We start from the raw sequence: 21540 nt of genomic DNA, 5'->3' as shown, positions 1-21540 counted from the left end.
ACCCAAGCGATGTTCCGTCGTACCTTCTGGTTCTCCACCGGTGTCGCCGCCGGTGTCTGGGCCACCACCAAGGTCAACCGCAAGCTGAGGCAGCTGACCCCCGAGAGCCTCGCCGCGACCGCGGCCAACAAGGCCCTCGAGACGGGAGCGCGCCTCAAGGACCGCGCGGTCGGCTTCGCGCTCGACGTCCGCGACAACATGGCCCAGCGGGAGGCCGAACTGGGAGACGCGCTCGGCCTCCACGCGAACCCCGAACTCCCCGCGCCCCGGCGGTACCCCGCCATCGAGAACAACCCCAGCAAGCCGAAGTACGTCGACGACACGACGGACTCGTACAACCGGAATGAGGACCACTGATGGAGTCGGCCGAGATCCGCCGCCGCTGGCTGAGCTTCTTCGAGGAGCGCGGGCACACCGTCGTCCCTTCGGCGTCGCTCATCGCGGACGACCCGACTCTGCTCCTCGTCCCGGCCGGCATGGTGCCCTTCAAGCCCTACTTCCTGGGTGAGGTCAAGCCGCCCTTCCAGCGCGCCACCAGCGTGCAGAAGTGCGTGCGCACGCCCGACATCGAAGAGGTCGGCAAGACCACCCGTCACGGCACGTTCTTCCAGATGTGCGGCAACTTCTCCTTCGGCGACTACTTCAAGGAAGGCGCCATCAAGTACGCCTGGGAGCTGCTCACCACGCCCCAGGACAAGGGTGGTTACGGCCTGGAGCCGGAGAAGCTCTGGATCACCGTCTACAAGGACGACGACGAGGCCGAGCGCATCTGGCACGAGGTCGTCGGAGTGCCGACGGAACGCATCCAGCGCCTCGGCATGAAGGACAACTACTGGTCCATGGGCGTCCCCGGCCCCTGCGGCCCCTGTTCCGAGATCAACTACGACCGCGGCCCCGAGTTCGGCGTCGAGGGCGGCCCCGCCGTCAACGACGAGCGGTACGTGGAGATCTGGAACCTCGTCTTCATGCAGTACGAGCGCGGCGAGGGCATCGGCAAGGACAACTTCGAGATCCTGGGCGACCTGCCGAGCCAGAACATCGACACGGGCCTCGGCATGGAGCGCCTCGCCATGATTCTGCAGGGCGTGCAGAACATGTACGAGATCGACACCTCCATGGCCGTCATCAGGAAGGCCACCGAGCTGACCGGCGTCGAGTACGGCGACGCCCACGACTCGGACGTCTCCCTGCGCGTGGTCACCGACCACATGCGCACCTCGGTGATGCTCATCGGCGACGGCGTGACCCCCGGCAACGAGGGCCGCGGTTACGTCCTGCGCCGCATCATGCGCCGCGCCATCCGCAACATGCGCCTGCTCGGCGCCACCGGCCCGGTCGTCAAGGACCTCATCGACACCGTCATCGCCATGATGGGCCAGCAGTACCCCGAGCTGGTCACCGACCGCGAGCGCATCGAGAAGGTCGCCGTCGCCGAGGAGAACGCCTTCCTCAAGACGCTCAAGGCCGGCACCAACATCCTCGACACGGCCATCACCGAGACCAAGCAGTCCGGCGGCGGGGTCCTCGCCGGCGACAAGGCCTTCCTGCTCCACGACACCTGGGGCTTCCCCATCGACCTCACCCTCGAAATGGCCGCCGAGCAGGGCCTTTCCGTGGACGAGGACGGCTTCCGCCGCCTGATGAAGCAGCAGCGGGACCAGGCCAAGGCCGACGCCCAGGCCAAGAAGACCGGCCACGCCGGTGTCGGTGCCTACCGCGAGATCGCCGACAAGGCCGGTGAGACCGACTTCATCGGCTACACCGACACCGAGGGCGAGACCACGATCGTCGGCATCCTCGTCGACGGCGTCTCCTCCCCGGCCGCCACCGAGGGCGACGAGGTCGAGATCGTCCTGGACCGCACCCCGTTCTACGCCGAGGGCGGCGGCCAGATCGGCGACACCGGCCGTATCAAGGTCGACACCGGTGCCGTCGTCGAGGTCCGCGACACCCAGAAGCCGGTCCCGGGCGTGTACGTCCACAAGGGCGTCGTCCAGTTCGGCGAGGTGACCGTCGGGGCCAAGGCCCACGCCTCGATCGACGGCCGTCGCCGTACGGCCATCGCCCGCGCCCACTCGGCCACGCACCTCACGCACCAGGCCCTGCGCGACGCTCTCGGCCCGACGGCCGCCCAGGCCGGTTCCGAGAACCAGCCCGGCCGCTTCCGCTTCGACTTCGGTTCCCCGTCCGCCGTCCCGACGACCGTCATGACCGACGTCGAGCAGAAGATCAACGAGATCCTCGCCCGCGATCTTGACGTGCACGCCGAGATCCTGAGCCTCGACGAGGCCAAGAAGCAGGGCGCCATCGCCGAGTTCGGCGAGAAGTACGGCGAGCGGGTGCGCGTCGTGACCATCGGCGACTTCTCCAAGGAGCTGTGCGGCGGCACCCACGTGCACAACACCGCCCAGCTGGGCCTGGTGAAGCTGCTCGGCGAGTCGTCGATCGGCTCGGGTGTGCGCCGGATCGAGGCCCTCGTGGGTGTCGACGCCTACAACTTCCTCGCCCGTGAGCACACGGTCGTCGCCCAGCTCCAGGAGCTGATCAAGGGCCGCCCGGAGGAGCTTCCGGAGAAGGTCTCCGCCATGCTCGGCAAGCTGAAGGACGCCGAGAAGGAGATCGAGAAGTTCCGCGCCGAGAAGGTCCTCCAGGCCGCCGCCGGTCTCGTGGAGTCCGCCAAGGACATCCGCGGGGTCGCCGTCGTCACCGGCCAGGTGCCGGACGGCACCACGCCGGACGACCTGCGCCGGCTGGTTCTCGACGTGCGCGGCCGCATCCAGGGCGGACGGGCCGCCGTGGTCGCCCTGTTCACGGTGAACAACGGCAAGCCGCTCACGGTCATCGCCACCAACGACGCCGCCCGCGAGCGCGGCCTCAAGGCCGGCGACCTGGTCCGTACGGCCGCCAAGACCCTCGGCGGCGGCGGTGGCGGCAAGCCCGACGTCGCCCAGGGCGGCGGCCAGAACCCGGCCGCCGTCGGCGAGGCCGTCGACGCCGTCGAGCGACTCGTGGCGGATTCGGCCAAGTGAGCCGTCCGATGAGGAAGGGCCGCCGCCTCGCGATCGACGTCGGGGACGCGCGGATCGGGGTCGCCTCGTGCGACCCCGACGGGATCCTCGCCACCCCGGTGGAGACGGTCCCCGGCCGTGACGTCCCGGCGGCCCACCGACGACTCGGGCAACTCGTCGAGGAGTACGAGCCGATCGAGGTCGTCGTCGGGCTCCCTCGCTCCCTCAAGGGGGGCGAGGGCCCGGCCGCGGTCAAGGTGCGCGCCTTCGCCCAGGAGCTGGCCAAGGGCATCGCACCGGTCCCGGTCCGGCTGCTCGACGAGCGGATGACGACGGTGACGGCCGGTCAGGGCCTGCGCGCCTCGGGCGTGAAGTCCAAGAAGGGACGTTCCGTCATCGACCAGGCCGCCGCTGTGATCATCCTTCAGCAGGCCCTGGAATCCGAACGGGTGTCAGGCTCGGCACCGGGCGAGGGCGTCGAAGTGGTCATCTGATCGCGATACGGTAACGTTCCGCGCGATGCGGTGGTCTTCGAACAGCGACCGCACAGAAAGAGGCGGAAGGGTAGCCGGGCCCACCAGCCGCGCGACCGCCGCCTCGCGGCTCTAGGGGATAGATGACTGAGTATGGCCGGGGCCCAGGCTCCGAACCGTGGCATCCGGAGGACCCGTTGTACGGGGACGTCGGATGGGAAGGGCAGCAGGACCACACCGGCCATCAGCCTGCCTACGGCGGCCAGCCGCAGCACCAGCACCCGCAGCAGCAGCCGCAGCAGGAGTACGGCGACTGGAACAACGACGGGTCCCAGCCGCCCTACGACCAGCAGCAGTACCAGCAGTCCTACGACCAGCAGCAGTACGCCGGCCAGGGGCAGCAGTACGGCCAGCCGAACCAGCAGGCCTACAACGAGGGCGGCTGGGACGGCACCGGCACCCACGCGCACGTCCCGTACGCCGCCGACCCCGGTGACCCCTACGGCCAGCAGGCCGCGGCCTACGGTGCCGAGCAGCCCGACTTCTACGGCACCCCGGAGGCGTATCCGCCGCCGGAGCCGCCCGCCCGCAGGCGCCCCGAGCCGGAGGCCGAGCAGCCCGACTGGGACCCAGGTCCCGACCAGGGCGAGCACGCCTTCTTCGCGGGCGGCGGGGCGGACGACGAGGAGGACGACGAGCCGGAGGGGCGCGGCGACCGCCGCGGACGCGGGGGCAAGGGCGCCAAGAAGGACAAGAAGAGCCGCAACGGCTGCGCCTGCCTGGTCGTCCTGCTGGTGTTCGGCGGCGGTCTCGGCGGCGTCACCTATTTCGGCTACCAGTTCTACCAGAATCGTTACGGCGCGGCGCCGGACTACGCGGGCGCCGGCAACAGCCAGACCGTCAGCATCGAGATCCCCAAGGGCGCGGGCGGCGTCGAGATCGGACGCAGGCTGAAGGACGCCGGTGTCGTGAAGAGCGTCGACGCCTTCGTGTCCGCCTTCACGAGCAGCGACGGGGACAAGATCCAGGCCGGCGCGTACATCCTCAAGAAGGAGATGTCCGCGAAGAGCGCCGTGGAGATGATGCTCGACCCCAAGAGCCAGGCCAACGTGGTGGTCACACCCGGCCAGCGGAACATCTCCGTCTACAAGCTGATCGACACCAAGCTCGGCCTCACCGCGGGCACCACCAGGGACGTCGCCGAGAAGGACTTCGAGAGCCTCGGCCTGCCCGACTGGGCGAACGTCGGCGGTGACATCAAGGACCCGCTGGAGGGCTTCCTCTTCCCGGGCACCTATCCCGCGGCCAAGGGCATGAAGCCCGCCTCGGTGCTCAAGGAGATGGTCGGGGCGGCCGACGCGGCCTACGGCAAGTACGACCTCGACGCCAAGGCCGAGACGCTGAAACTGCAGAACCCGCTCCAGGTCATCACGGTCGCCAGCCTGGTCCAGGCGGAGGGCAAGACGCACGACGACTTCCGCAAGATGGCGGAGGTCATCTACAACCGTCTCAAGCCGACGAACACCGAGACCAACCAGCTGCTCCAGTTCGACTCGACCTTCAACTACCTGAAGAACGAGAGCAACATCCACATCAGCGAGTCCGAGATCAACAGCAACCAGGACCCGTACAACACGTACACGCAGAAGGGCCTTCCGCCGGGACCGATCGGAAACCCGGGGGCCGAGGCACTCACGGCGGCGCTGAATCCGACGAACGACGGCTGGATCTACTTCGTGGCGACCGACGGCGAGAACAAGACGGAGTTCGCCAAGACCTACGCGGAATTCGAACGGCTCAAGGACAAGTTCAACGAGAGCGCCGGTAACTGAGGTCATGACCGACATCACCAGGGGCGAGCACGCCTCCCGACACCGGGCCGCGGTGCTCGGCAGCCCCGTCGCGCACTCCCTCTCCCCGGTGCTGCACCGCGCCGCCTACCAGGCGCTGGACCTCACGGAGTGGACGTACGACCGCTTCGACGTGGACGAGGCGGCCCTGCCCTCCTTCGTCGAGGGGCTCGGGGCCGAGTGGGCGGGGCTGTCGCTGACCATGCCGCTCAAGCGCGCGGTGATCCCCCTGCTGGACGAGGTCAGCGAGACGGCGGCCTCCGTCGAGGCGGTCAACACGCTGGTGTTCACCGAGGACGGCCGCCGCGTCGGCGACAACACCGACATCCCCGGCATGGTCGCCGCCCTGCGCGAGCACGGCGTCGAGCAGGTGGACTCGGCCGCGATCCTGGGCGCCGGCGCCACCGCCTCCTCGGCGCTGGCCGCGATGTCCCGCGTCTGCGTCGGCGAGGTCGTGGTCTATGTGCGCAGCGGGGCCCGAGCCGCCGAGATGCGGCAGTGGGGCGAGCGCCTCGACGTCGACGTCCGTACGGCCGACTGGGACGACGCGGCCGAGGCACTGCGCGCGCCGCTGGTGATCGCCACCACGCCCGCCGGCACCACCGACGCGCTCGCCACCGCCGTACCGGAGCGGCCCACCACCCTCTTCGACGTGCTGTACGACCCCTGGCCGACCGAACTGGCCGCCCGCTGGTCGATGTTCGGCGGCGCCGTCGTCAGTGGCCTCGATCTGCTGGTGCACCAAGCGGTGCTCCAGGTGGAGCAGATGACCGGGCGCGCCCCGGCCCCCGTGGACGCGATGCGCAAAGCGGGAGAGCACGCGCTCGCCTCCCGCCGGTAGCGGGATCGTCGGACCCGGGACCGGGGGGCCGTCCGCCAGATGGACCGGCGGCCGGTTCCGTGTCGCGGACGTGGGAGGATCGGGGGTGGCGGACCAGGGTCGCGCACCCGGTCGCGCCGTTGCCGTACGCGAGGACGCGCGTACGCGGGGCAGTACCAGGCGCGAGGACTGAGGAGCACCGTTGAGCAGGTTGCGCTGGCTGACCGCGGGGGAGTCCCACGGTCCCGCACTCGTGGCGACGCTGGAGGGCCTTCCCGCCGGCGTGCCGATCACCACGGACATGGTGGCGGACCATCTGGCGAGGCGCCGGCTCGGCTATGGGCGCGGTGCGCGGATGAAGTTCGAGCGGGACGAGGTGACCTTCCTCGGCGGTGTCCGTCACGGACTCACCCTCGGTTCCCCGGTCGCGGTCATGGTGGGCAACACCGAGTGGCCGAAGTGGGACCAGATCATGGCGGCCGACCCGGTCGACCCCGAGGTGCTCGCCGGGCTCGCCCGCAACGCGCCGCTGACCCGCCCCCGCCCCGGCCACGCCGACCTGGCCGGCATGCAGAAGTACGGCTTCGACGAGGCCCGCCCGATCCTGGAGCGAGCCTCCGCGCGCGAGACGGCCGCCCGCGTCGCCCTGGGCGCCGTCGCCCGGTCGTACCTGAAGGAGACGGCCGGCATCGAGATCGTGTCGCACGTCGTGGAGATCGCCGCGGCCAAGGCGCCGTACGGCGTGTACCCCACCCCCGCCGACGTCGAGAAGCTGGACGCCGACCCGGTGCGGTGCCTGGACGCGGACGCGTCGAAGGCGATGGTCGCGGAGATCGACCAGGCCCACAAGGACGGTGACACCCTCGGTGGCGTCGTCGAGGTGCTCGCGTACGACGTGCCGGTGGGCCTGGGTTCGCACGTGCACTGGGACCGCAAGCTGGACGCCCGGCTGGCCGGTGCCCTCATGGGCATCCAGGCGATCAAGGGCGTCGAGGTCGGCGACGGCTTCGGCCTCGCGCGCGTGCCCGGTTCGCAGGCGCACGACGAGATCGTCAGCACCCCCGAGGGCATCCGGCGCACCTCCGGCAGGGCCGGCGGCACCGAGGGCGGTCTGTCCACCGGCGAGCTGCTGCGGGTGCGCGCGGCCATGAAGCCGATCGCCACCGTGCCCCGCGCCCTGCGGACGGTGGACGTGGCCACCGGCGAGGCGACGCAGGCCCACCACCAGCGCTCCGACGTCTGCGCGGTCCCGGCGGCCGGCATCGTCGCCGAGGCGATGGTCGCGCTCGTCCTCGCGGACGCCGTCGCGGAGAAGTTCGGCGGCGACAGCGTCGCCGAGACCCGCCGCAACGTGCGGTCGTACCTCGACCACCTCCCGATCCGATGAGCGGGCCGCTGGTCGTCCTGGTCGGGCCGATGGGCGTCGGCAAGTCCACCGTCGGGCAGCAGCTGGCCGACCGGCTCGGCGTCGCCTACCGGGACACCGACGACGACATCGTCGCCGGACAGGGCCGAGCCATCGCCGACATCTTCGTCGAGGAGGGCGAGCCCGCCTTCCGCGCCGTGGAGAAGGCGGCCGTGCTGCGCGCGCTCGCCGAGCACGACGGCGTCCTGGCGCTCGGCGGCGGCTCGATCCTCGACGAGGAGACGCGCGGCCTGCTGGCCGGGCAGCGTGTGGTCTACCTCTCGATGGACGTCGAGGAGGCCGTGAAGCGCACCGGCCTCAACGCGGCCCGTCCGCTGCTCGCCGTCAACCCGCGCAAGCAGTGGCGCGAGCTGATGGAGGCCCGCCGGCACCTGTACGAGGGGGTCGCCACGGTGGTCGTGCCGACGGACGGCCGTACGCCCGAAGAGGTCACGCAGGCGGCACTGGACGCGTTGGAGTTGACCGCATCGACCGGGGGGCAACTCCCGGACCCCCGGCCGGAGGACGTCATGGCGAGCCAGGTGACAAGGATCCGGGTCGGCGGCAGCGCCGGCTCCGAGTCGTACGAGGTGCTGGTGGGGCGTCAGCTCCTCGGTGAGCTGGCCGGGCTGATCGGCGACCGCGCCAAGCGGGTCGCCGTGATCCACCCCGAGGCGCTCGCCGACACCGGGGAGGCGCTCCGCGCCGACCTGGCCGAACAGGGCTTCGAGGCGGTCGCCATCCAGGTGCCCAACGCGGAGGAGGCCAAGACCGCCGAGGTCGCCGCCTACTGCTGGAAGGCGCTCGGCCAGTCCGGGTTCACCCGCACGGACGTCGTGGTGGGCGTCGGCGGCGGCTCGACGACCGATCTCGCCGGGTTCGTGGCCGGGACCTGGCTGCGCGGGGTGCGCTGGATCGCCATCCCGACCACCGTGCTCGCCATGGTGGACGCGGCCGTCGGCGGCAAGACCGGCATCAACACCGCCGAGGGCAAGAACCTCGTCGGCGCCTTCCACCCCCCGGCCGGCGTGCTCTGCGACCTGGCCGCGCTGGACTCCCTGCCGGCCAACGACTACGTCTCCGGGCTCGCCGAGGTCATCAAGGCCGGCTTCATCGCCGACCCGGTGATCCTCGACCTCATCGAGGCCGACCCCGAGGCCGCCCGCACCCCGGCCGGCCCGCACACGGCGGAGCTGATCGAACGCTCGATCCGGGTCAAGGCGGACGTCGTCTCCTCCGACCTCAGGGAGTCGGGCCTGCGGGAGATCCTCAACTACGGCCACACGCTCGCCCACGCCATCGAGAAGAACGAGCGCTACAAGTGGCGGCACGGCGCCGCCGTCTCGGTCGGCCTGCACTTCGCCGCCGAGCTGGGCCGCCTGGCCGGCCGGCTGGACGACGCCACGGCCGACCGCCACCGCACCGTCCTGGAGTCGGTGGGGCTGCCGCTGCACTACCGCTACGACCAGTGGCCCAGGCTGCTGGAGAACATGAAGGTCGACAAGAAGTCCCGCGGCGACCTCCTGCGCTTCATCGTCCTCGACGGGCTGGCCAAGCCCACCGTCCTGGAAGGCCCCGACCCGGCGGTCCTGCTCGCCGCGTACGGCGAGGTGGCCGAGTAAGTCCGCAGGGGTCCCATCCGTCCGATTCGCCTTGCGCACCGGGCACTTCACACCGCCCCCGGCCGTTCACCAAAGGACGGCAGGGGGGCGGTACCGTTCGGTGGGAAGTGAGGGGCCGCACCCTCGCTGCCAGCGTCAATCGCCTGTACGAGACGGAGTGGCACCGGATGCAGCACGCAGTGGGTTCTCCGCTGCCGCCGCCCCATCAGCCGGGGCACGGACCGGCCGTCGGCTGGTCGCCGGCCGCGCAACACCCGGGACCGCACCAGCCCGGGCGGCACCCCCCAGCCCGCTCCCGTGCCCGGCCGCCCTCGGGCCCGCGCCAGCCCGCGCCGCAGGCCCCTCCAGCACCCCCCGGCTCCGCCGCACTCTCCGCCCCCGTGGCACGCTCCGGCGGGCGGTGAGGTCACCGGGCATGTCCCGCTGCCCCCCGGCGGCCCCGTCGGGATGCCGAGCGCGCCTCCCGCGCCGGCGGCCACCGACCCGACGGCCACGACGCTCGCGGTGCTGCTCATCGGCCCGGCCGGCGCGGGAAAGACCAGCGTCGCCAAGTTCTGGGCCGACCACCGCCGGGTGCCCACCGCCCACATCAGCCTCGACGACGTCCGTGAATGGGTCCGCTCCGGCTTCGCCGACCCCCAGTCCGGCTGGAACGACCACTCCGAGGCGCAGTACCGCCTGGCCCGCCGCACCTGCGGCTTCGCCGCCCGCAACTTCCTGGCCAACGGCATCTCGTGCATCCTGGACGACGCGATCTTCCCCGACCGCCCGGCCGTGGGACTCGGTGGCTGGAAGCGGCACGTCGGGCCGGGTCTGCTCCCGGTCGTCCTGCTCCCCGGCCTGGAAGTCGTCCTCGAACGCAACGCGGAACGCTCGGGCAACCGCCGCCTCGCCGACGAGGAGGTCGCCCGCATCCACGGCCGCATGGCCGGCTGGTACGGCTCCGGCCTCCCGATCATCGACAACTCCCAGCTCGACGTCCCGACCACGGCACGCATCCTGGACGACGTACTGGCCAGGGCGATAGCGAGCCCACCGAGCTGGTGATCCGAGGGCGTGGCGGCCGGGGAAGGAGAGCCGTCTCGGGCGGGCTGTCTCCTCCCGTCCACCCCTCTCGGCGCAGCCCAACCGGCACAAACCGGTCATTCCTCCTACGCTCGACTCATGTCAGAGGTGTACGCGGCTCGCCGCAAACGGCTGAGGGAACGATGCAGCGCCGGCGGCAGCGCGAGCGCGCTGATCTCCCGCCCCGCCAATGTGAGATACCTCGCGGGTGCGTCGCCCCAGGGCGCCGTCCTGCTGCTGGGCGCGGACGAGGACCTCCTCGTCTGCACAGGCCCGCCCGACGACCGGCCCCACGAGGGCCGGCCCGACGAGGCCCTGAAGGTCCGGGTCCTGTCCCACTCCGGAGGCGACCCCGCCGTGGCCGCCGCGGGCTTCCTCATGGACCGCGGTGGCGACTCCGTGGCGGTCGAGGAACACCACCTCACGGTGGCCCGTCATCGCGCCCTGCGGTCCGTCGCGCCCCGGCTGCGCCTCGCCGACCTGGGCGGAGCCGTCGAGCAGCTGCGGGTCGTCAAGGACGAGGAGGAGATCTCCTGTCTGCGCATCGGTGCCGAGATCGCCGACCAGGCCCTGGGCGAGCTGCTGGAGTCCATCCTGGTGGGCCGCACCGAACGCCACCTGGCCCTGGAGCTGGAGCGCCGCCTCGTCGACCACGGCGCCGACGGCCCCGCCTTCACCACCTCCGTCGGAACGGGCCCGAACTCGGGGCGGCGCGGGCACCGGCCCACCGACCGTCGCGTGGAGGAGGGCGATTTCCTCTCCGTCTGTCTTGGGGCGACGTACCGCGGCTACCGCTGCGAGATCGGCCGTACGTTCGTCATCGGGACCTCTCCCGCGGACTGGCAGATCGAGCTGTACGACCTCGTCTTCGCCGCTCAGCGGGCCGGACGCGAGAGTCTGGTACCCGGTGCCGCGTACCGTGACGTGGACCGTGCCGCACGCCAGGTGCTGGACTCCGCGGGGTACGCCGAGGGCCTTTCGGCACTGACCGGACACGGTGTGGGGCTCGAAATCGAGGAGGACCCGCAGTTGGGTCCCGCGGCCATGGGTAAACTGGACGCTTGCGTGCCGGTCACCGTCGAACCGGGGGTCCACCTCCCGGGCCGGGGCGGTGTCCGGATCGATGACACGCTCGTCGTACGCCCCGAGGCGGACGGCGGACCCGAGCTACTCACCATCACGACCAAGGAGCTGCTCGCACTATAGGCAGGTGCGTGCCCCCGGGGTCGTCCACGTCAGTCCAGGAGATTCCGCAACCGTGGCTTCCACGAACGACCTCAAGAACGGCCTGGTGCTCAAGCTCGAAGGCGGCCAGCTCTGGTCCGTCGTCGAGTTCCAGCACGTCAAGCCCGGCAAGGGCCCGGCCTTCGTGCGCACCAAGCTCAAGAACGTGCTGTCCGGCAAGGTGGTCGACAAGACCTTCAACGCCGGCGTCAAGGTCGAGACGGCCACTGTCGACAAGCGCGACATGCAGTTCTCCTACATGGACGGCGAGTACTTCGTCTTCATGGACATGGAGACCTACGACCAGCTCATGGTCGACCGCAAGGCTGTCGGCGACGCCGCCAACTTCCTGATCGAGGGCTTCACGGCCACCGTCGCGCAGCACGAGGGCGAAGTGCTCTTCGTCGACCTGCCGGCCGCCGTCGAACTCGTCGTCCAGGAGACCGAGCCCGGTCTCCAGGGTGACCGCTCCACCGGTGGCACCAAGCCCGCGACCCTCGAGACCGGTCACCAGATCCAGGTCCCGCTCTTCATCACCACCGGTGAGAAGATCAAGGTCGACACCCGTACGAGCGACTACCTCGGCCGGGTGAACAGCTAACCGTGGCTGCCCGCAACACGGCCCGTAAGCGCGCCTTCCAGATCCTCTTCGAGGGCGACCAGCGCGGCGCCGATGTCCTGACGGTCCTCGCGGACTGGATCCGGCTCTCCCGGGCCGACACCCGGCAGCCTCCGGTGAGCGAGTACACGATGCAGCTGGTCGAGGGGTACGCCGAGCACGAGCGGCGCATCGACGAGCTGATCTCGCAGTACTCGGTCGGCTGGACGCTCGACCGGATGCCGGTGGTCGACCGCAACATCCTGCGGCTCGGCGCGTACGAGCTGATCTGGGTCGACGAGACCCCGGACGCCGTCGTCCTCGACGAGATGGTGCAGCTGGCGAAGGAGTTCTCCACGGACGAGTCGCCCTCGTTCGTGAACGGCCTGCTCGGCCGGTTCAAGGAACTCAAGCCCTCGCTGCGCCGGGAGGCGTGAGAGGTAGTACCGCCAACGCCGGAGGGCCCGTGGACAGCACGTCCACGGGCCCTCCGGCATTCCCGGTCCCTCGGGTGTCCCGGGGGAGCCCCCGAGGCCCCACAGGCCCGCAGAAAGCCGCCGGGCGGCCAGGACCTCTCGGTCCGGCCGCCCCGGCGGTACGTTTCTGCTGAGTCGCCGCTAGCGCTCAGCCCTCCTCGTGGGAGACCGCGCGACGCGCGTCCGCGTCCAGCACGCCCCAGCTGATCAGCTGCTCGGTCAGGACCGAGGGCGACTGGTCGTAGATGACGGCGAGCGTGCGCAGGTCGTCCTGGCGGATCGAGAGCACCTTGCCGTTGTAGTCGCCGCGCTGCGACTGGATCGTGGCCGCGTACCGCTGGAGGGGACCGGCCTTCTCGACCGGCACATGGGCCAGCCGCTCCAGGTCCAGCACCAGCTTCGGCGGCGGCTCGGCGGCCCCGCCCGGAGTGGTGCCCGGAAGCAGTTCCTGCACGGGGACACCGTAGAAATCGGCCAGCTCCGCAAGGCGCTGCACGGTCACGGCGCGGTCGCCGCGCTCGTACGAACCGACCACGACCGCCTTCCAGCGTCCCTGGGACTTCTCCTCGACACCGTGGAGGGAAAGGCCCTGCTGGGTGCGGATCGCCCGGAGCTTGGCCCCGAGCTGTTTGGCGTATTCGCTGGACATATAGCTCCCCGGCACTGGGTCGACGCGACTGGGTTGGGTTTCCATGCCGCGCGGCTGGTAACTCACTGTGAGGTTACGCAGCGTGATTCTTCTGCGTCAAGCCGAATGGTCCACACCGACTCTTCCGTGGTATCCGTGGCCGATTGAGCCAATAGGGTGAACGGGGGCGCCCTCCCGGCCTGCTACCGTGGATGGCGCAAATCCGACGTCCTTTAAGGTCCGTCCCGTGAGGCGGAGAAGGAGGTCCGTTTCATATGGACAAGCAGGACAAGCAGGACAAGCGGGACTCGCAAGGCTCTCAGCACGCGCAGGGCCCTCAGCACACGCAGGGCTCGCAGGATCCGCGGGACGCGCGGCAGGAACCGCGGGAGTCCGATGCGCGGCCCGTTCTCGAAGGCCCCGACATCGCGCGGGTGCTGACCCGCATCGCCCACGAGATCGTCGAACGCGCCAAGGGCGCCGACGACGTGGTGCTCCTCGGCATTCCGACCCGGGGCGTCTTCCTCGGCCGCCGGCTCGCCGCCAAGCTCGAGCAGATCACCGACCGCAAGATCCCCGTCGGTTCCCTCGACATCACCATGTACCGCGACGACCTGCGCATGCACCCGCCGCGTGCGCTGGCCCGCACCGAGATCCCCGGCGACGGGATCGACGGCAAGCTGGTCGTCCTCGTCGACGACGTGCTCTTCTCCGGCCGGACCATCCGCGCCGCCCTCGACGCCCTGAACGACATCGGGCGCCCCCGCGCGGTGCAGCTCGCGGTCCTCGTCGACCGCGGCCACCGCGAACTGCCCATCCGCGCCGACTACGTCGGCAAGAACCTCCCCACGTCACTGCGGGAGACGGTCAAGGTCCAGCTGGCCGAGGAGGACGGTCGCGACACCGTGCTGCTCGGTGTCAAGCAGACCGCCCCGGGCGCACAGCACTAGCACTCCGACGTACGCCCCCGAGTGCGTGTCCCCACGCGCCCGCATGCCCGAAAACTCCCTCATGTCTTACGGAGCCTGACAGATGCAGCGTCATCTCATCTCGGCCGCCGACCTCTCCCGCGACGACGCCGTCCATGTTCTCGACACCGCCGAGGAGATGGCCCGGGTGGCGGACCGGCCCATCAAGAAGCTGCCGACCCTGCGCGGCCGCACGATCGTCAACCTGTTCTTCGAGGACTCCACCAGGACCCGGATCTCCTTCGAGGCCGCCGAGAAGCGCCTGTCCGCGGACGTCATCAACTTCTCCGCCAAGGGCTCCAGCGTCTCCAAGGGCGAGTCCCTGAAGGACACCGCCCAGACCCTGGAGGCCATGGGCGTCGACGCCGTCGTCATCCGGCACGGCGCCTCCGGAGCGCCGTACCGCCTCGCCACCTCCGGCTGGATCGACGCCGCCGTCATCAACGCCGGTGACGGCACCCACCAGCACCCCACCCAGGCCCTGCTGGACGCCTTCACCATGCGCCGCAGGCTCGTCGGCCGGGACACCGGGCTCGGCCGGGACCTGTCCGGCAAGCGCATCACCATCGTCGGCGACGTCCTGCACAGCCGGGTCGCCCGCTCCAACGTCGACCTGCTGCACACGCTCGGTGCCGAGGTCACCCTCGTCGCCCCGCCCACCCTGGTGCCGGTCGGCGTCGAGACCTGGCCCTGCGAGGTGTCGTACGACCTCGACAGCACGCTGCCCAAGTCCGACGCGGTGATGATGCTGCGCGTCCAGCGGGAGCGGATGAACGCCGCGTTCTTCCCCACCGAGCGCGAGTACTCACGGCGTTACGGCCTCGACGGCGACCGGATGGCGCGGATGCCCGAACACGCCATCGTGATGCACCCCGGCCCGATGGTCCGCGGCATGGAGATCACCGCAGCGGTCGCCGACTCCGACCGCTGCACCGTCGTCGAACAGGTCGCCAACGGAGTGTCGATCCGGATGGCCGTCCTGTACCTGCTCCTGGGCGGGAACGAACCCGCCGTCGCCCACGCCCGTACCACCGAGGAGAAGTAACGACCATGAGCAAGATCCTGATCCGTGGTGCGCGGGTGCTCGGCGGCGAGCCCCAGGACGTGCTGATCGACGGCGAGGTCGTCGAGGCCGTCGGCAGCGGGCTGTCCGCCGAGGGCGCCGAGGTCGTCGAGGCCGACGGCAAGGTGCTGCTGCCGGGCCTCGTCGACCTGCACACCCATCTGCGCGAGCCGGGCCGCGAGGACTCCGAGACCGTCCTGACCGGTACCCGGGCTGCCGCCAGCGGCGGCTTCACGGCCGTGTTCGCCATGGCCAACACCTTCCCCGTCGCGGACACCGCCGGCGTCGTCGAGCAGGTCTGGCGGCTGGGCAGGGAGCACGGCTACTGCGATGTGCAGCCCATCGGCGCCGTCACCGTCGGCCTGGAGGGCAGGAAGCTCGCCGAGCTGGGCGCCATGCACGAGTCGGCCGCCGGGGTCACCGTCTTCTCCGACGACGGCAAGTGCGTCGACGACGCCGTGATGATGCGCCGCGCCCTGGAGTACGTGAAGGCCTTCGGCGGGGTCGTCGCCCAGCACGCGCAGGAGCCGCGGCTGACCGAGGGCGCCCAGATGAACGAGGGCGTCGTCTCCGCCGAGCTGGGGCTCGGGGGCTGGCCGGCCGTCGCCGAGGAGTCGATCATCGCGCGGGACGTGCTGCTCGCCGAGCACGTCGGCTCCCGCGTCCACATCTGCCACCTGTCGACCGCAGGGTCCGTCGAGATCGTCCGCTGGGCCAAGTCCCGCGGCATCGACGTCACCGCCGAGGTCACCCCGCACCACCTCCTCCTCACCGACGAGCTGGTGCGCTCCTACGACCCGGTCTACAAGGTGAACCCGCCGCTGCGCACCGAGCGTGACGTGCACGCCCTGCGCGAGGCGCTCGCCGACGGCACGATCGACATCGTCGCCACCGACCACGCCCCGCACCCGCACGAGGACAAGGACTGCGAGTGGGCCGCCGCCGCCATGGGCATGGTCGGCCTGGAGACCGCGCTGTCGGTGGTCCAGGAGACGATGGTGGAGACGGGCCTGCTGGACTGGGCGGGGGTCGCCGACCGGATGTCGTCCACGCCCGCCCGCATCGGGCGGGCCGGGGGCCACGGACGCCCCGTCTCGGCTGGTGAGCCCGCCAACCTCACGCTCGTCGACACGGCATACCGTGGGTCGGTGGACCCCGCGGGCTTCGCCTCGCGCAGCCGGAACACCCCGTACGCGGGGCGTGAGCTGCCGGGCCGTGTGACGCACACCTGGCTCCGGGGCAAGGCCACGCTCGTCGACGGGAAGCTCACGTGACACCTGTAATCCTGCTCGCGGCCCAGAAGGAATCGGCCGAAGTGACCGACTGGGCGCCCGTATCGGCTGGGTCGTCGGCCTCGGCCTCTTCGTCGCGCTCGTCTACTGGCTGATGCGCGAGGGCTGGAAGTGGCGCGGCACGCTCCAGAGCGACCTGCCGGAGCTGCCCACCCGCCCGTCGCCCGCCACCACCCTCGACGGCGACGGCAAGCCGCCGCCGGCCGGAATGCCGTCCGACCCCGGTGCGGCGAGACTGACGATGAGCGGCCGCTACCACGGCTCCACCACCGCCGGGCAGTGGCTCGACCGCATCGTCGCGCACGGCCTGGGCACCCGCAGTCGGGTCGAGCTGACCCTGACGGACGCGGGCCTGGACGTCGTACGCCCCGGCGCGAGCGACTTCTTCGTCCCGGCCGGCGCGCTGCGCGAGGCGGTGCTCGGCAAGGGCATCGCCGGCAAGGTCCTCGCCGAGGGCGGACTGCTCCTGGTGACCTGGGAGCACGGCGGCAGGCTGATCGACTCCGGGTTCCGCTCGGACCACGCGGCCGAGCACACCGAGTGGGTCGACACCATCAACTCCATGATCAACAAGAGGGAAACGGAAGGCGCACGATGACGACCTCCACCAGGGGAGCCGCGAAAGCTCCCGCCGTACTCGTCCTGGAGGACGGCCGGATCTTCCGCGGCCGTGCCTATGGGGCCGTGGGGGAGACCTTCGGCGAAGCGGTGTTCTCCACCGGCATGACCGGTTACCAGGAGACCCTGACCGATCCCTCCTACGACCGCCAGATCGTCGTGGCGACCGCCCCGCAGATCGGCAACACCGGCTGGAACGACGAGGACGACGAGTCGGGCCGCATCTGGGTCTCCGGCTACGTCGTGCGTGACCCCGCGCGTGTGCCGTCCAACTGGCGGTCCACCCGCTCCCTGGACGACGCGCTGGCCGGACAGGGCGTCGTCGGCATCTCCGGCATCGACACCCGCGCCCTCACCCGCCACCTGCGCGAGCGCGGCTCCATGCGGGCCGGCATCTTCTCCGGCGAGGCGATCGCCGCCGAGCCCGAGCTGCTCGCGCGCGTGCAGGCCCAGCCGCACATGAAGGGCGCGAGCCTCTACGAGGAGGTCGCCACCCGGGAGGCGTACGTCGTCCCGGCGGTCGGCGAGAAGCGGTTCACCGTCGCCGCCATCGACCTCGGCATCAAGGGCATGACCCCGCACCGGATGGCCGAGCGCGGCATCGAGGTGCATGTGCTGCCCGCGACGGCCACGGCCGACGAGGTGTACGCGGTCGGTCCCGACGGCGTGTTCTTCTCCAACGGTCCGGGCGACCCGGCCACCGCCGACGGTCCCGTGGCGCTGATGACCGAGGTGCTGGAGCGCCGGACGCCCCTGTTCGGCATCTGCTTCGGCAACCAGATCCTCGGCCGCGCCCTCGGCTTCGGCACCTACAAGCTGAAGTACGGCCACCGCGGCATCAACCAGCCGGTCCAGGACCGTACGACCGGCAAGGTCGAGGTCACCGCGCACAACCACGGATTCGCCGTGGACGCGCCGCTCGACAAGGTCAGCGACACCGCGTTCGGCCGCGCCGAGGTGTCCCACGTCTGTCTCAACGACGACGTCGTGGAGGGGCTCCAGCTGCTCGACCAGCCGGCCTTCTCCGTCCAGTACCACCCCGAAGCGGCAGCGGGCCCGCACGACGCCGCCTACCTGTTCGACCGCTTCGTTTCCCTGATGGAGGGCCAGCGTGCCTAAGCGCACCGATATCCAGTCCGTCCTGGTCATCGGCTCCGGCCCGATCGTCATCGGACAGGCCGCCGAGTTCGACTACTCCGGCACCCAGGCGTGCCGCGTCCTGCGGGCCGAGGGCCTGCGCGTGATCCTCGTCAACTCCAACCCGGCGACGATCATGACCGACCCGGAGATCGCCGACGCCACCTACGTCGAGCCGATCACCCCCGAGTTCGTCGAGAAGATCATCGCCAAGGAGCGGCCGGACGCCCTGCTGCCCACCCTGGGCGGCCAGACGGCCCTCAACACGGCCATCTCGCTGTCCGAGAACGGCGTCCTGGAGAAGTACGGCGTCGAGCTGATCGGCGCCAACGTGGAGGCCATCCACAAGGGCGAGGACCGCGACCAGTTCAAGGACGTCGTGGCGGAGGTCCGCCGCAAGATCGGGCACGGCGAGTCCGCCCGCTCCGTCATCTGCCACACCATGGACGAGGTCGTCGCCGGCGTCGACACGCTCGGCGGCTACCCGGTCGTCGTCCGTCCCTCCTTCACCATGGGTGGCGCCGGCTCCGGCTTCGCCCACGACGAGGAGGAGCTGCGCCGCATCGCCGGCCAGGGCCTCACGCTCTCGCCGACCACCGAGGTGCTCCTCGAGGAGTCCATCCTCGGCTGGAAGGAGTACGAGCTGGAGCTGATGCGCGACAAGCACGACAACGTGGTGGTCGTCTGCTCCATCGAGAACTTCGACCCCATGGGCGTGCACACCGGCGACTCGATCACCGTCGCGCCCGCGATGACGCTGACCGACCGCGAGTACCAGACCCTGCGCGACATCGGCATCGCCGTGATCCGCGAGGTCGGCGTGGACACCGGCGGCTGCAACATCCAGTTCGCGGTGAACCCCGAGGACGGCCGGGTCATCGTCATCGAGATGAACCCGCGGGTGTCGCGTTCGTCGGCGCTGGCCTCCAAGGCGACCGGCTTCCCGATCGCCAAGATCGCGGCGAAGCTCGCCGTCGGCTACACCCTCGACGAGATCCCCAACGACATCACCAAGGAGACTCCGGCCTCCTTCGAGCCCACGCTCGACTACGTGGTCGTCAAGGCCCCCCGCTTCGCCTTCGAGAAGTTCCCGAGCGCGGACTCGACGCTGACGACCACCATGAAGTCCGTCGGCGAGGCCATGGCCATCGGCCGCAACTTCACCGAGGCCTTCCAGAAGGCGCTGCGCTCGCTGGAGAAGAAGGGCAGCCAGTTCACGTTCGTCGGCGACCCCGGCGACAAGCAGCGGCTCCTGACGGAGGCCGTCCGTCCCACCGACGGCCGGATCAACACCGTCATGCAGGCCATCCGCGCGGGCGCCACCCCCGAGGAGGTCTTCGCGTACACGAAGATCGACCCCTGGTTCGTCGACCAGCTGTTCCTGATCAAGGAGGTCGCCGACGACCTGGCCGCCGCCGACCGCCTCGACGTCGACCTGCTCGCCGAGGCCAAGCGGCACGGCTTCTCCGACCAGCAGATCGCCGAGATCCGCGGCCTGCGCGAGGACGTCGTCCGCGAGGTCCGGCACGCGCTGGGCATCCGCCCGGTCTACAAGACGGTCGACACCTGCGCCGCCGAGTTCGCCGCGAAGACGCCGTACTTCTACTCCTCCTACGACGAGGAGAGCGAGGTCGCGCCGCGCGAGAAGCCGGCCGTCATCATCCTGGGCTCCGGCCCGAACCGCATCGGCCAGGGCATCGAGTTCGACTACTCCTGCGTCCACGCCTCCTTCGCGCTGTCCGCCGCCGGGTACGAGACGGTGATGGTCAACTGCAACCCGGAGACCGTCTCCACCGACTACGACACCTCCGACCGCCTGTACTTCGAGCCGCTGACCCTCGAGGACGTGCTGGAGATCGTCCACGTGGAGGCGCAGGCCGGTCCGATCGCCGGTGTGATCGTCCAGCTCGGCGGCCAGACCCCGCTGGGCCTGGCCCAGGCGCTCAAGGACAACGGCGTACCGATCGTCGGCACGCCCCCCGAGGCCATCCACGCGGCCGAGGACCGTGGTGCCTTCGGACGCGTCCTCGCCGAGGCCGGACTGCCGGCCCCGAAGCACGGCACCGCCACCACCTTCGCCGGGGCCAAGGCCATCGCCGACGAGATCGGCTATCCGGTCCTCGTCCGGCCGTCGTACGTCCTCGGCGGACGCGGCATGGAGATCGTCTACGACGAGACCCGGCTGTCCTCCTACATCGCCGAGTCGACCGAGATCAGCCCCACCCGGCCGGTCCTCGTCGACCGCTTCCTCGACGACGCCATCGAGATCGACGTCGACGCCCTCTACGACGGCGAGGAGCTGTACCTGGGCGGTGTCATGGAGCACATCGAGGAGGCCGGCATCCACTCCGGCGACTCGGCGTGCGCCCTGCCCCCGATCACCCTGGGCGGCTTCGACATCAAGCGCCTGCGGCCTCCACCGAGGCCATCGCGCGCGGGGTGGGCGTCCGCGGTCTGATCAACATCCAGTTCGCGATGGCCGGCGACATCCTCTACGTCCTGGAAGCCAACCCGCGCGCGTCCCGCACCGTCCCCTTCACCTCGAAGGCGACCGCGGTGCCACTGGCGAAGGCCGCCGCCCGGATCTCCCTGGGCTCGACCATCGCCGAGCTGCGCGCCGAGGGACTGCTCCCGGCGACCGGTGACGGCGGCGAACTGCCGCTGGACGCGCCGATCTCCGTCAAGGAGGCCGTGATGCCGTGGACCCGCTTCCGCGACACCTCCGGCCGCGGCGTCGACACGGTCCTGGGCCCGGAGATGCGCTCCACCGGCGAGGTCATGGGCATCGACTCCGTCTTCGGCACGGCGTACGCCAAGTCGCAGGCGGGCGCCTACGGCCCGCTGCCCACCAAGGGCCGCGCGTTCATCTCGGTCGCCAACCGCGACAAGCGCTCGATGATCTTCCCGGCGCGCGAGCTGGTCGCCCACGGTTTCGAGCTGCTCGCGACCTCCGGCACCGCCGAGGTCCTCAGGCGCAACGGCATCAACGCCACCGTCGTGCGCAAGCAGTCCGAGGGCGTGGGCCCGAACGGCGAGAAGACCATCGTCCAGCTGATCCACGACGGCCGGGTCGACCTCATCGTCAACACCCCGTACGGCACCGGTGGCCGCCTCGACGGCTACGACATCCGTACGGCGGCGGTGGCGCGCTCGGTGCCCTGCCTGACCACGGTCCAGGCGCTCGCCGCCGCCGTCCAGGGCATCGACGCCCTCACCCACGGCGACGTGGGGGTGTGTTCCCTCCAGGAACACGCCGAGCGTCTGACCGCGGCCCGCGACTAGCAGCCCCGAGG

General features: G+C 70.7%; 15 protein-coding genes and 3 pseudogenes. 17 read left to right on the top strand and 1 reads right to left on the bottom strand.

The window, feature by feature from the left end:
* The first annotated feature begins 9 nt into the window (after positions 1 to 9).
* From BM536_RS19515 to nusB, 11 genes and pseudogenes are all read left to right on the top strand, one after another.
* Positions 10 to 357: a hypothetical protein gene (locus BM536_RS19515; protein WP_073497275.1), complete on the top strand. Its 348-nt coding sequence runs from the start codon at positions 10 to 12 to the stop codon at positions 355 to 357.
* A complete protein-coding gene (alaS, locus tag BM536_RS19510; RefSeq protein WP_094103268.1) occupies positions 357 to 3029 on the top strand; it encodes an alanine--tRNA ligase in 2673 nt (890 codons plus the stop codon). Before BM536_RS19515 ends, alaS begins: the two co-directional genes overlap by 1 nt.
* Positions 3030 to 3037: 8 nt before the next feature.
* Positions 3038 to 3502, top strand: coding sequence for a Holliday junction resolvase RuvX (gene ruvX, locus BM536_RS19505; RefSeq protein ID WP_094103267.1), 465 nt, complete (start codon positions 3038 to 3040; stop codon positions 3500 to 3502).
* Between the two features lie 122 nt (positions 3503 to 3624).
* Complete coding sequence (gene mltG / locus BM536_RS19495) at positions 3625 to 5313, top strand: endolytic transglycosylase MltG (RefSeq protein ID WP_094103266.1); 1689 nt, start codon at positions 3625 to 3627, stop codon at positions 5311 to 5313.
* A gap of 4 nt (positions 5314 to 5317) precedes the next feature.
* A complete protein-coding gene (locus tag BM536_RS19490; protein ID WP_073497273.1) occupies positions 5318 to 6172 on the top strand; it encodes a shikimate dehydrogenase in 855 nt (284 codons plus the stop codon).
* Positions 6173 to 6353: 181 nt separating this feature from the next.
* Entirely contained in the window at positions 6354 to 7538 is a 1185-nt protein-coding gene (aroC, locus tag BM536_RS19485) for a chorismate synthase (protein ID WP_073497272.1), read from the top strand.
* Entirely contained in the window at positions 7535 to 9178 is a 1644-nt protein-coding gene (gene aroB, locus BM536_RS19480; RefSeq protein ID WP_073497270.1) for a 3-dehydroquinate synthase, read from the top strand. The genes aroC and aroB overlap by 4 nt, the downstream gene beginning before the upstream one ends.
* A gap of 167 nt (positions 9179 to 9345) precedes the next feature.
* A pseudogene (locus BM536_RS19475) lies at positions 9346 to 10225 on the top strand (Pro-rich N-terminal domain-containing protein).
* 117 nt (positions 10226 to 10342) lie between these two features.
* Complete coding sequence (locus BM536_RS19470) at positions 10343 to 11449, top strand: aminopeptidase P family protein (RefSeq protein ID WP_073493487.1); 1107 nt, start codon at positions 10343 to 10345, stop codon at positions 11447 to 11449.
* 52 nt (positions 11450 to 11501) lie between these two features.
* A complete protein-coding gene (gene efp / locus BM536_RS19465; RefSeq protein WP_073493489.1) occupies positions 11502 to 12068 on the top strand; it encodes an elongation factor P in 567 nt (188 codons plus the stop codon).
* A gap of 2 nt (positions 12069 to 12070) precedes the next feature.
* Positions 12071 to 12502 carry a transcription antitermination factor NusB gene (gene nusB, locus BM536_RS19460; RefSeq protein ID WP_073493490.1) on the top strand — a complete coding sequence of 144 codons (432 nt, stop codon included), beginning with the start codon at positions 12071 to 12073 and terminating at the stop codon, positions 12500 to 12502.
* A gap of 187 nt (positions 12503 to 12689) precedes the next feature.
* Here nusB and bldD read toward each other — a convergent pair whose 3' ends face one another.
* The gene (gene bldD / locus BM536_RS19455; RefSeq protein ID WP_020128858.1) at positions 12690 to 13190 is read right to left on the bottom strand and encodes a transcriptional regulator BldD; all 501 of its coding nucleotides are present in this window, start codon (positions 13188 to 13190) and stop codon (positions 12690 to 12692) included.
* Between the two features lie 254 nt (positions 13191 to 13444).
* Here bldD and pyrR point away from each other — a divergent pair, with 254 nt between their 5' ends.
* The 6 genes and pseudogenes from pyrR (at position 13445) to carB (ending at position 21529) form a co-directional block, all read left to right on the top strand.
* Positions 13445 to 14119, top strand: a complete 675-nt coding sequence (gene pyrR / locus BM536_RS19450; protein WP_245873656.1) for a bifunctional pyr operon transcriptional regulator/uracil phosphoribosyltransferase PyrR — start codon at positions 13445 to 13447, stop codon at positions 14117 to 14119.
* Between the two features lie 82 nt (positions 14120 to 14201).
* The gene (locus tag BM536_RS19445; RefSeq protein ID WP_073493492.1) at positions 14202 to 15182 is read left to right on the top strand and encodes an aspartate carbamoyltransferase catalytic subunit; all 981 of its coding nucleotides are present in this window, start codon (positions 14202 to 14204) and stop codon (positions 15180 to 15182) included.
* A 5-nt stretch (positions 15183 to 15187) separates the two neighbouring features.
* Positions 15188 to 16474: a dihydroorotase gene (locus BM536_RS19440; protein WP_073493494.1), complete on the top strand. Its 1287-nt coding sequence runs from the start codon at positions 15188 to 15190 to the stop codon at positions 16472 to 16474.
* Positions 16471 to 17090, top strand: a pseudogene (locus tag BM536_RS19435) (PH-like domain-containing protein). The gene BM536_RS19440 and the pseudogene BM536_RS19435 overlap by 4 nt, the downstream one beginning before the upstream one ends.
* Complete coding sequence (gene carA, locus BM536_RS19430; protein ID WP_073493496.1) at positions 17087 to 18229, top strand: glutamine-hydrolyzing carbamoyl-phosphate synthase small subunit; 1143 nt, start codon at positions 17087 to 17089, stop codon at positions 18227 to 18229. The pseudogene BM536_RS19435 and the gene carA overlap by 4 nt, the downstream one beginning before the upstream one ends.
* Positions 18222 to 21529 (top strand): annotated as a pseudogene (gene carB / locus BM536_RS19425) (carbamoyl-phosphate synthase large subunit). The gene carA and the pseudogene carB overlap by 8 nt, the downstream one beginning before the upstream one ends.
* Positions 21530 to 21540 lie beyond the last annotated feature (11 nt).

This window comes from Streptomyces phaeoluteigriseus, assembly GCF_001896135.2.
GTDB classification, from domain to species: domain Bacteria; phylum Actinomycetota; class Actinomycetes; order Streptomycetales; family Streptomycetaceae; genus Streptomyces; species Streptomyces phaeoluteigriseus.
Note: the sequence above shows the minus strand (reverse complement) of the source record. Positions and strands in the feature narration are given on the sequence as shown.

Bases quoted from the DNA above. Each gene is read 5' to 3' on its own strand.
- BM536_RS19515 (WP_073497275.1), top strand. From the start codon at position 10: ATGTTCCGTCGTACCTTCTGGTTCTCCACCGGTGTCGCCGCCGGTGTC.
- alaS (WP_094103268.1), top strand. From the start codon at position 357: ATGGAGTCGGCCGAGATCCGCCGCCGCTGGCTGAGCTTCTTCGAGGAG.
- ruvX (WP_094103267.1), top strand. From the start codon at position 3,038: ATGAGGAAGGGCCGCCGCCTCGCGATCGACGTCGGGGACGCGCGGATC.
- mltG (WP_094103266.1), top strand. From the start codon at position 3,625: ATGACTGAGTATGGCCGGGGCCCAGGCTCCGAACCGTGGCATCCGGAG.
- BM536_RS19490 (WP_073497273.1), top strand. From the start codon at position 5,318: ATGACCGACATCACCAGGGGCGAGCACGCCTCCCGACACCGGGCCGCG.
- aroB (WP_073497270.1), top strand. From the start codon at position 7,535: ATGAGCGGGCCGCTGGTCGTCCTGGTCGGGCCGATGGGCGTCGGCAAG.
- BM536_RS19470 (WP_073493487.1), top strand. From the start codon at position 10,343: ATGTCAGAGGTGTACGCGGCTCGCCGCAAACGGCTGAGGGAACGATGC.
- bldD (WP_020128858.1), bottom strand. From the start codon at position 13,190: ATGTCCAGCGAATACGCCAAACAGCTCGGGGCCAAGCTCCGGGCGATC.
- pyrR (WP_245873656.1), top strand. From the start codon at position 13,445: ATGGACAAGCAGGACAAGCAGGACAAGCGGGACTCGCAAGGCTCTCAG.
- BM536_RS19445 (WP_073493492.1), top strand. From the start codon at position 14,202: ATGCAGCGTCATCTCATCTCGGCCGCCGACCTCTCCCGCGACGACGCC.
- BM536_RS19440 (WP_073493494.1), top strand. From the start codon at position 15,188: ATGAGCAAGATCCTGATCCGTGGTGCGCGGGTGCTCGGCGGCGAGCCC.
- carA (WP_073493496.1), top strand. From the start codon at position 17,087: ATGACGACCTCCACCAGGGGAGCCGCGAAAGCTCCCGCCGTACTCGTC.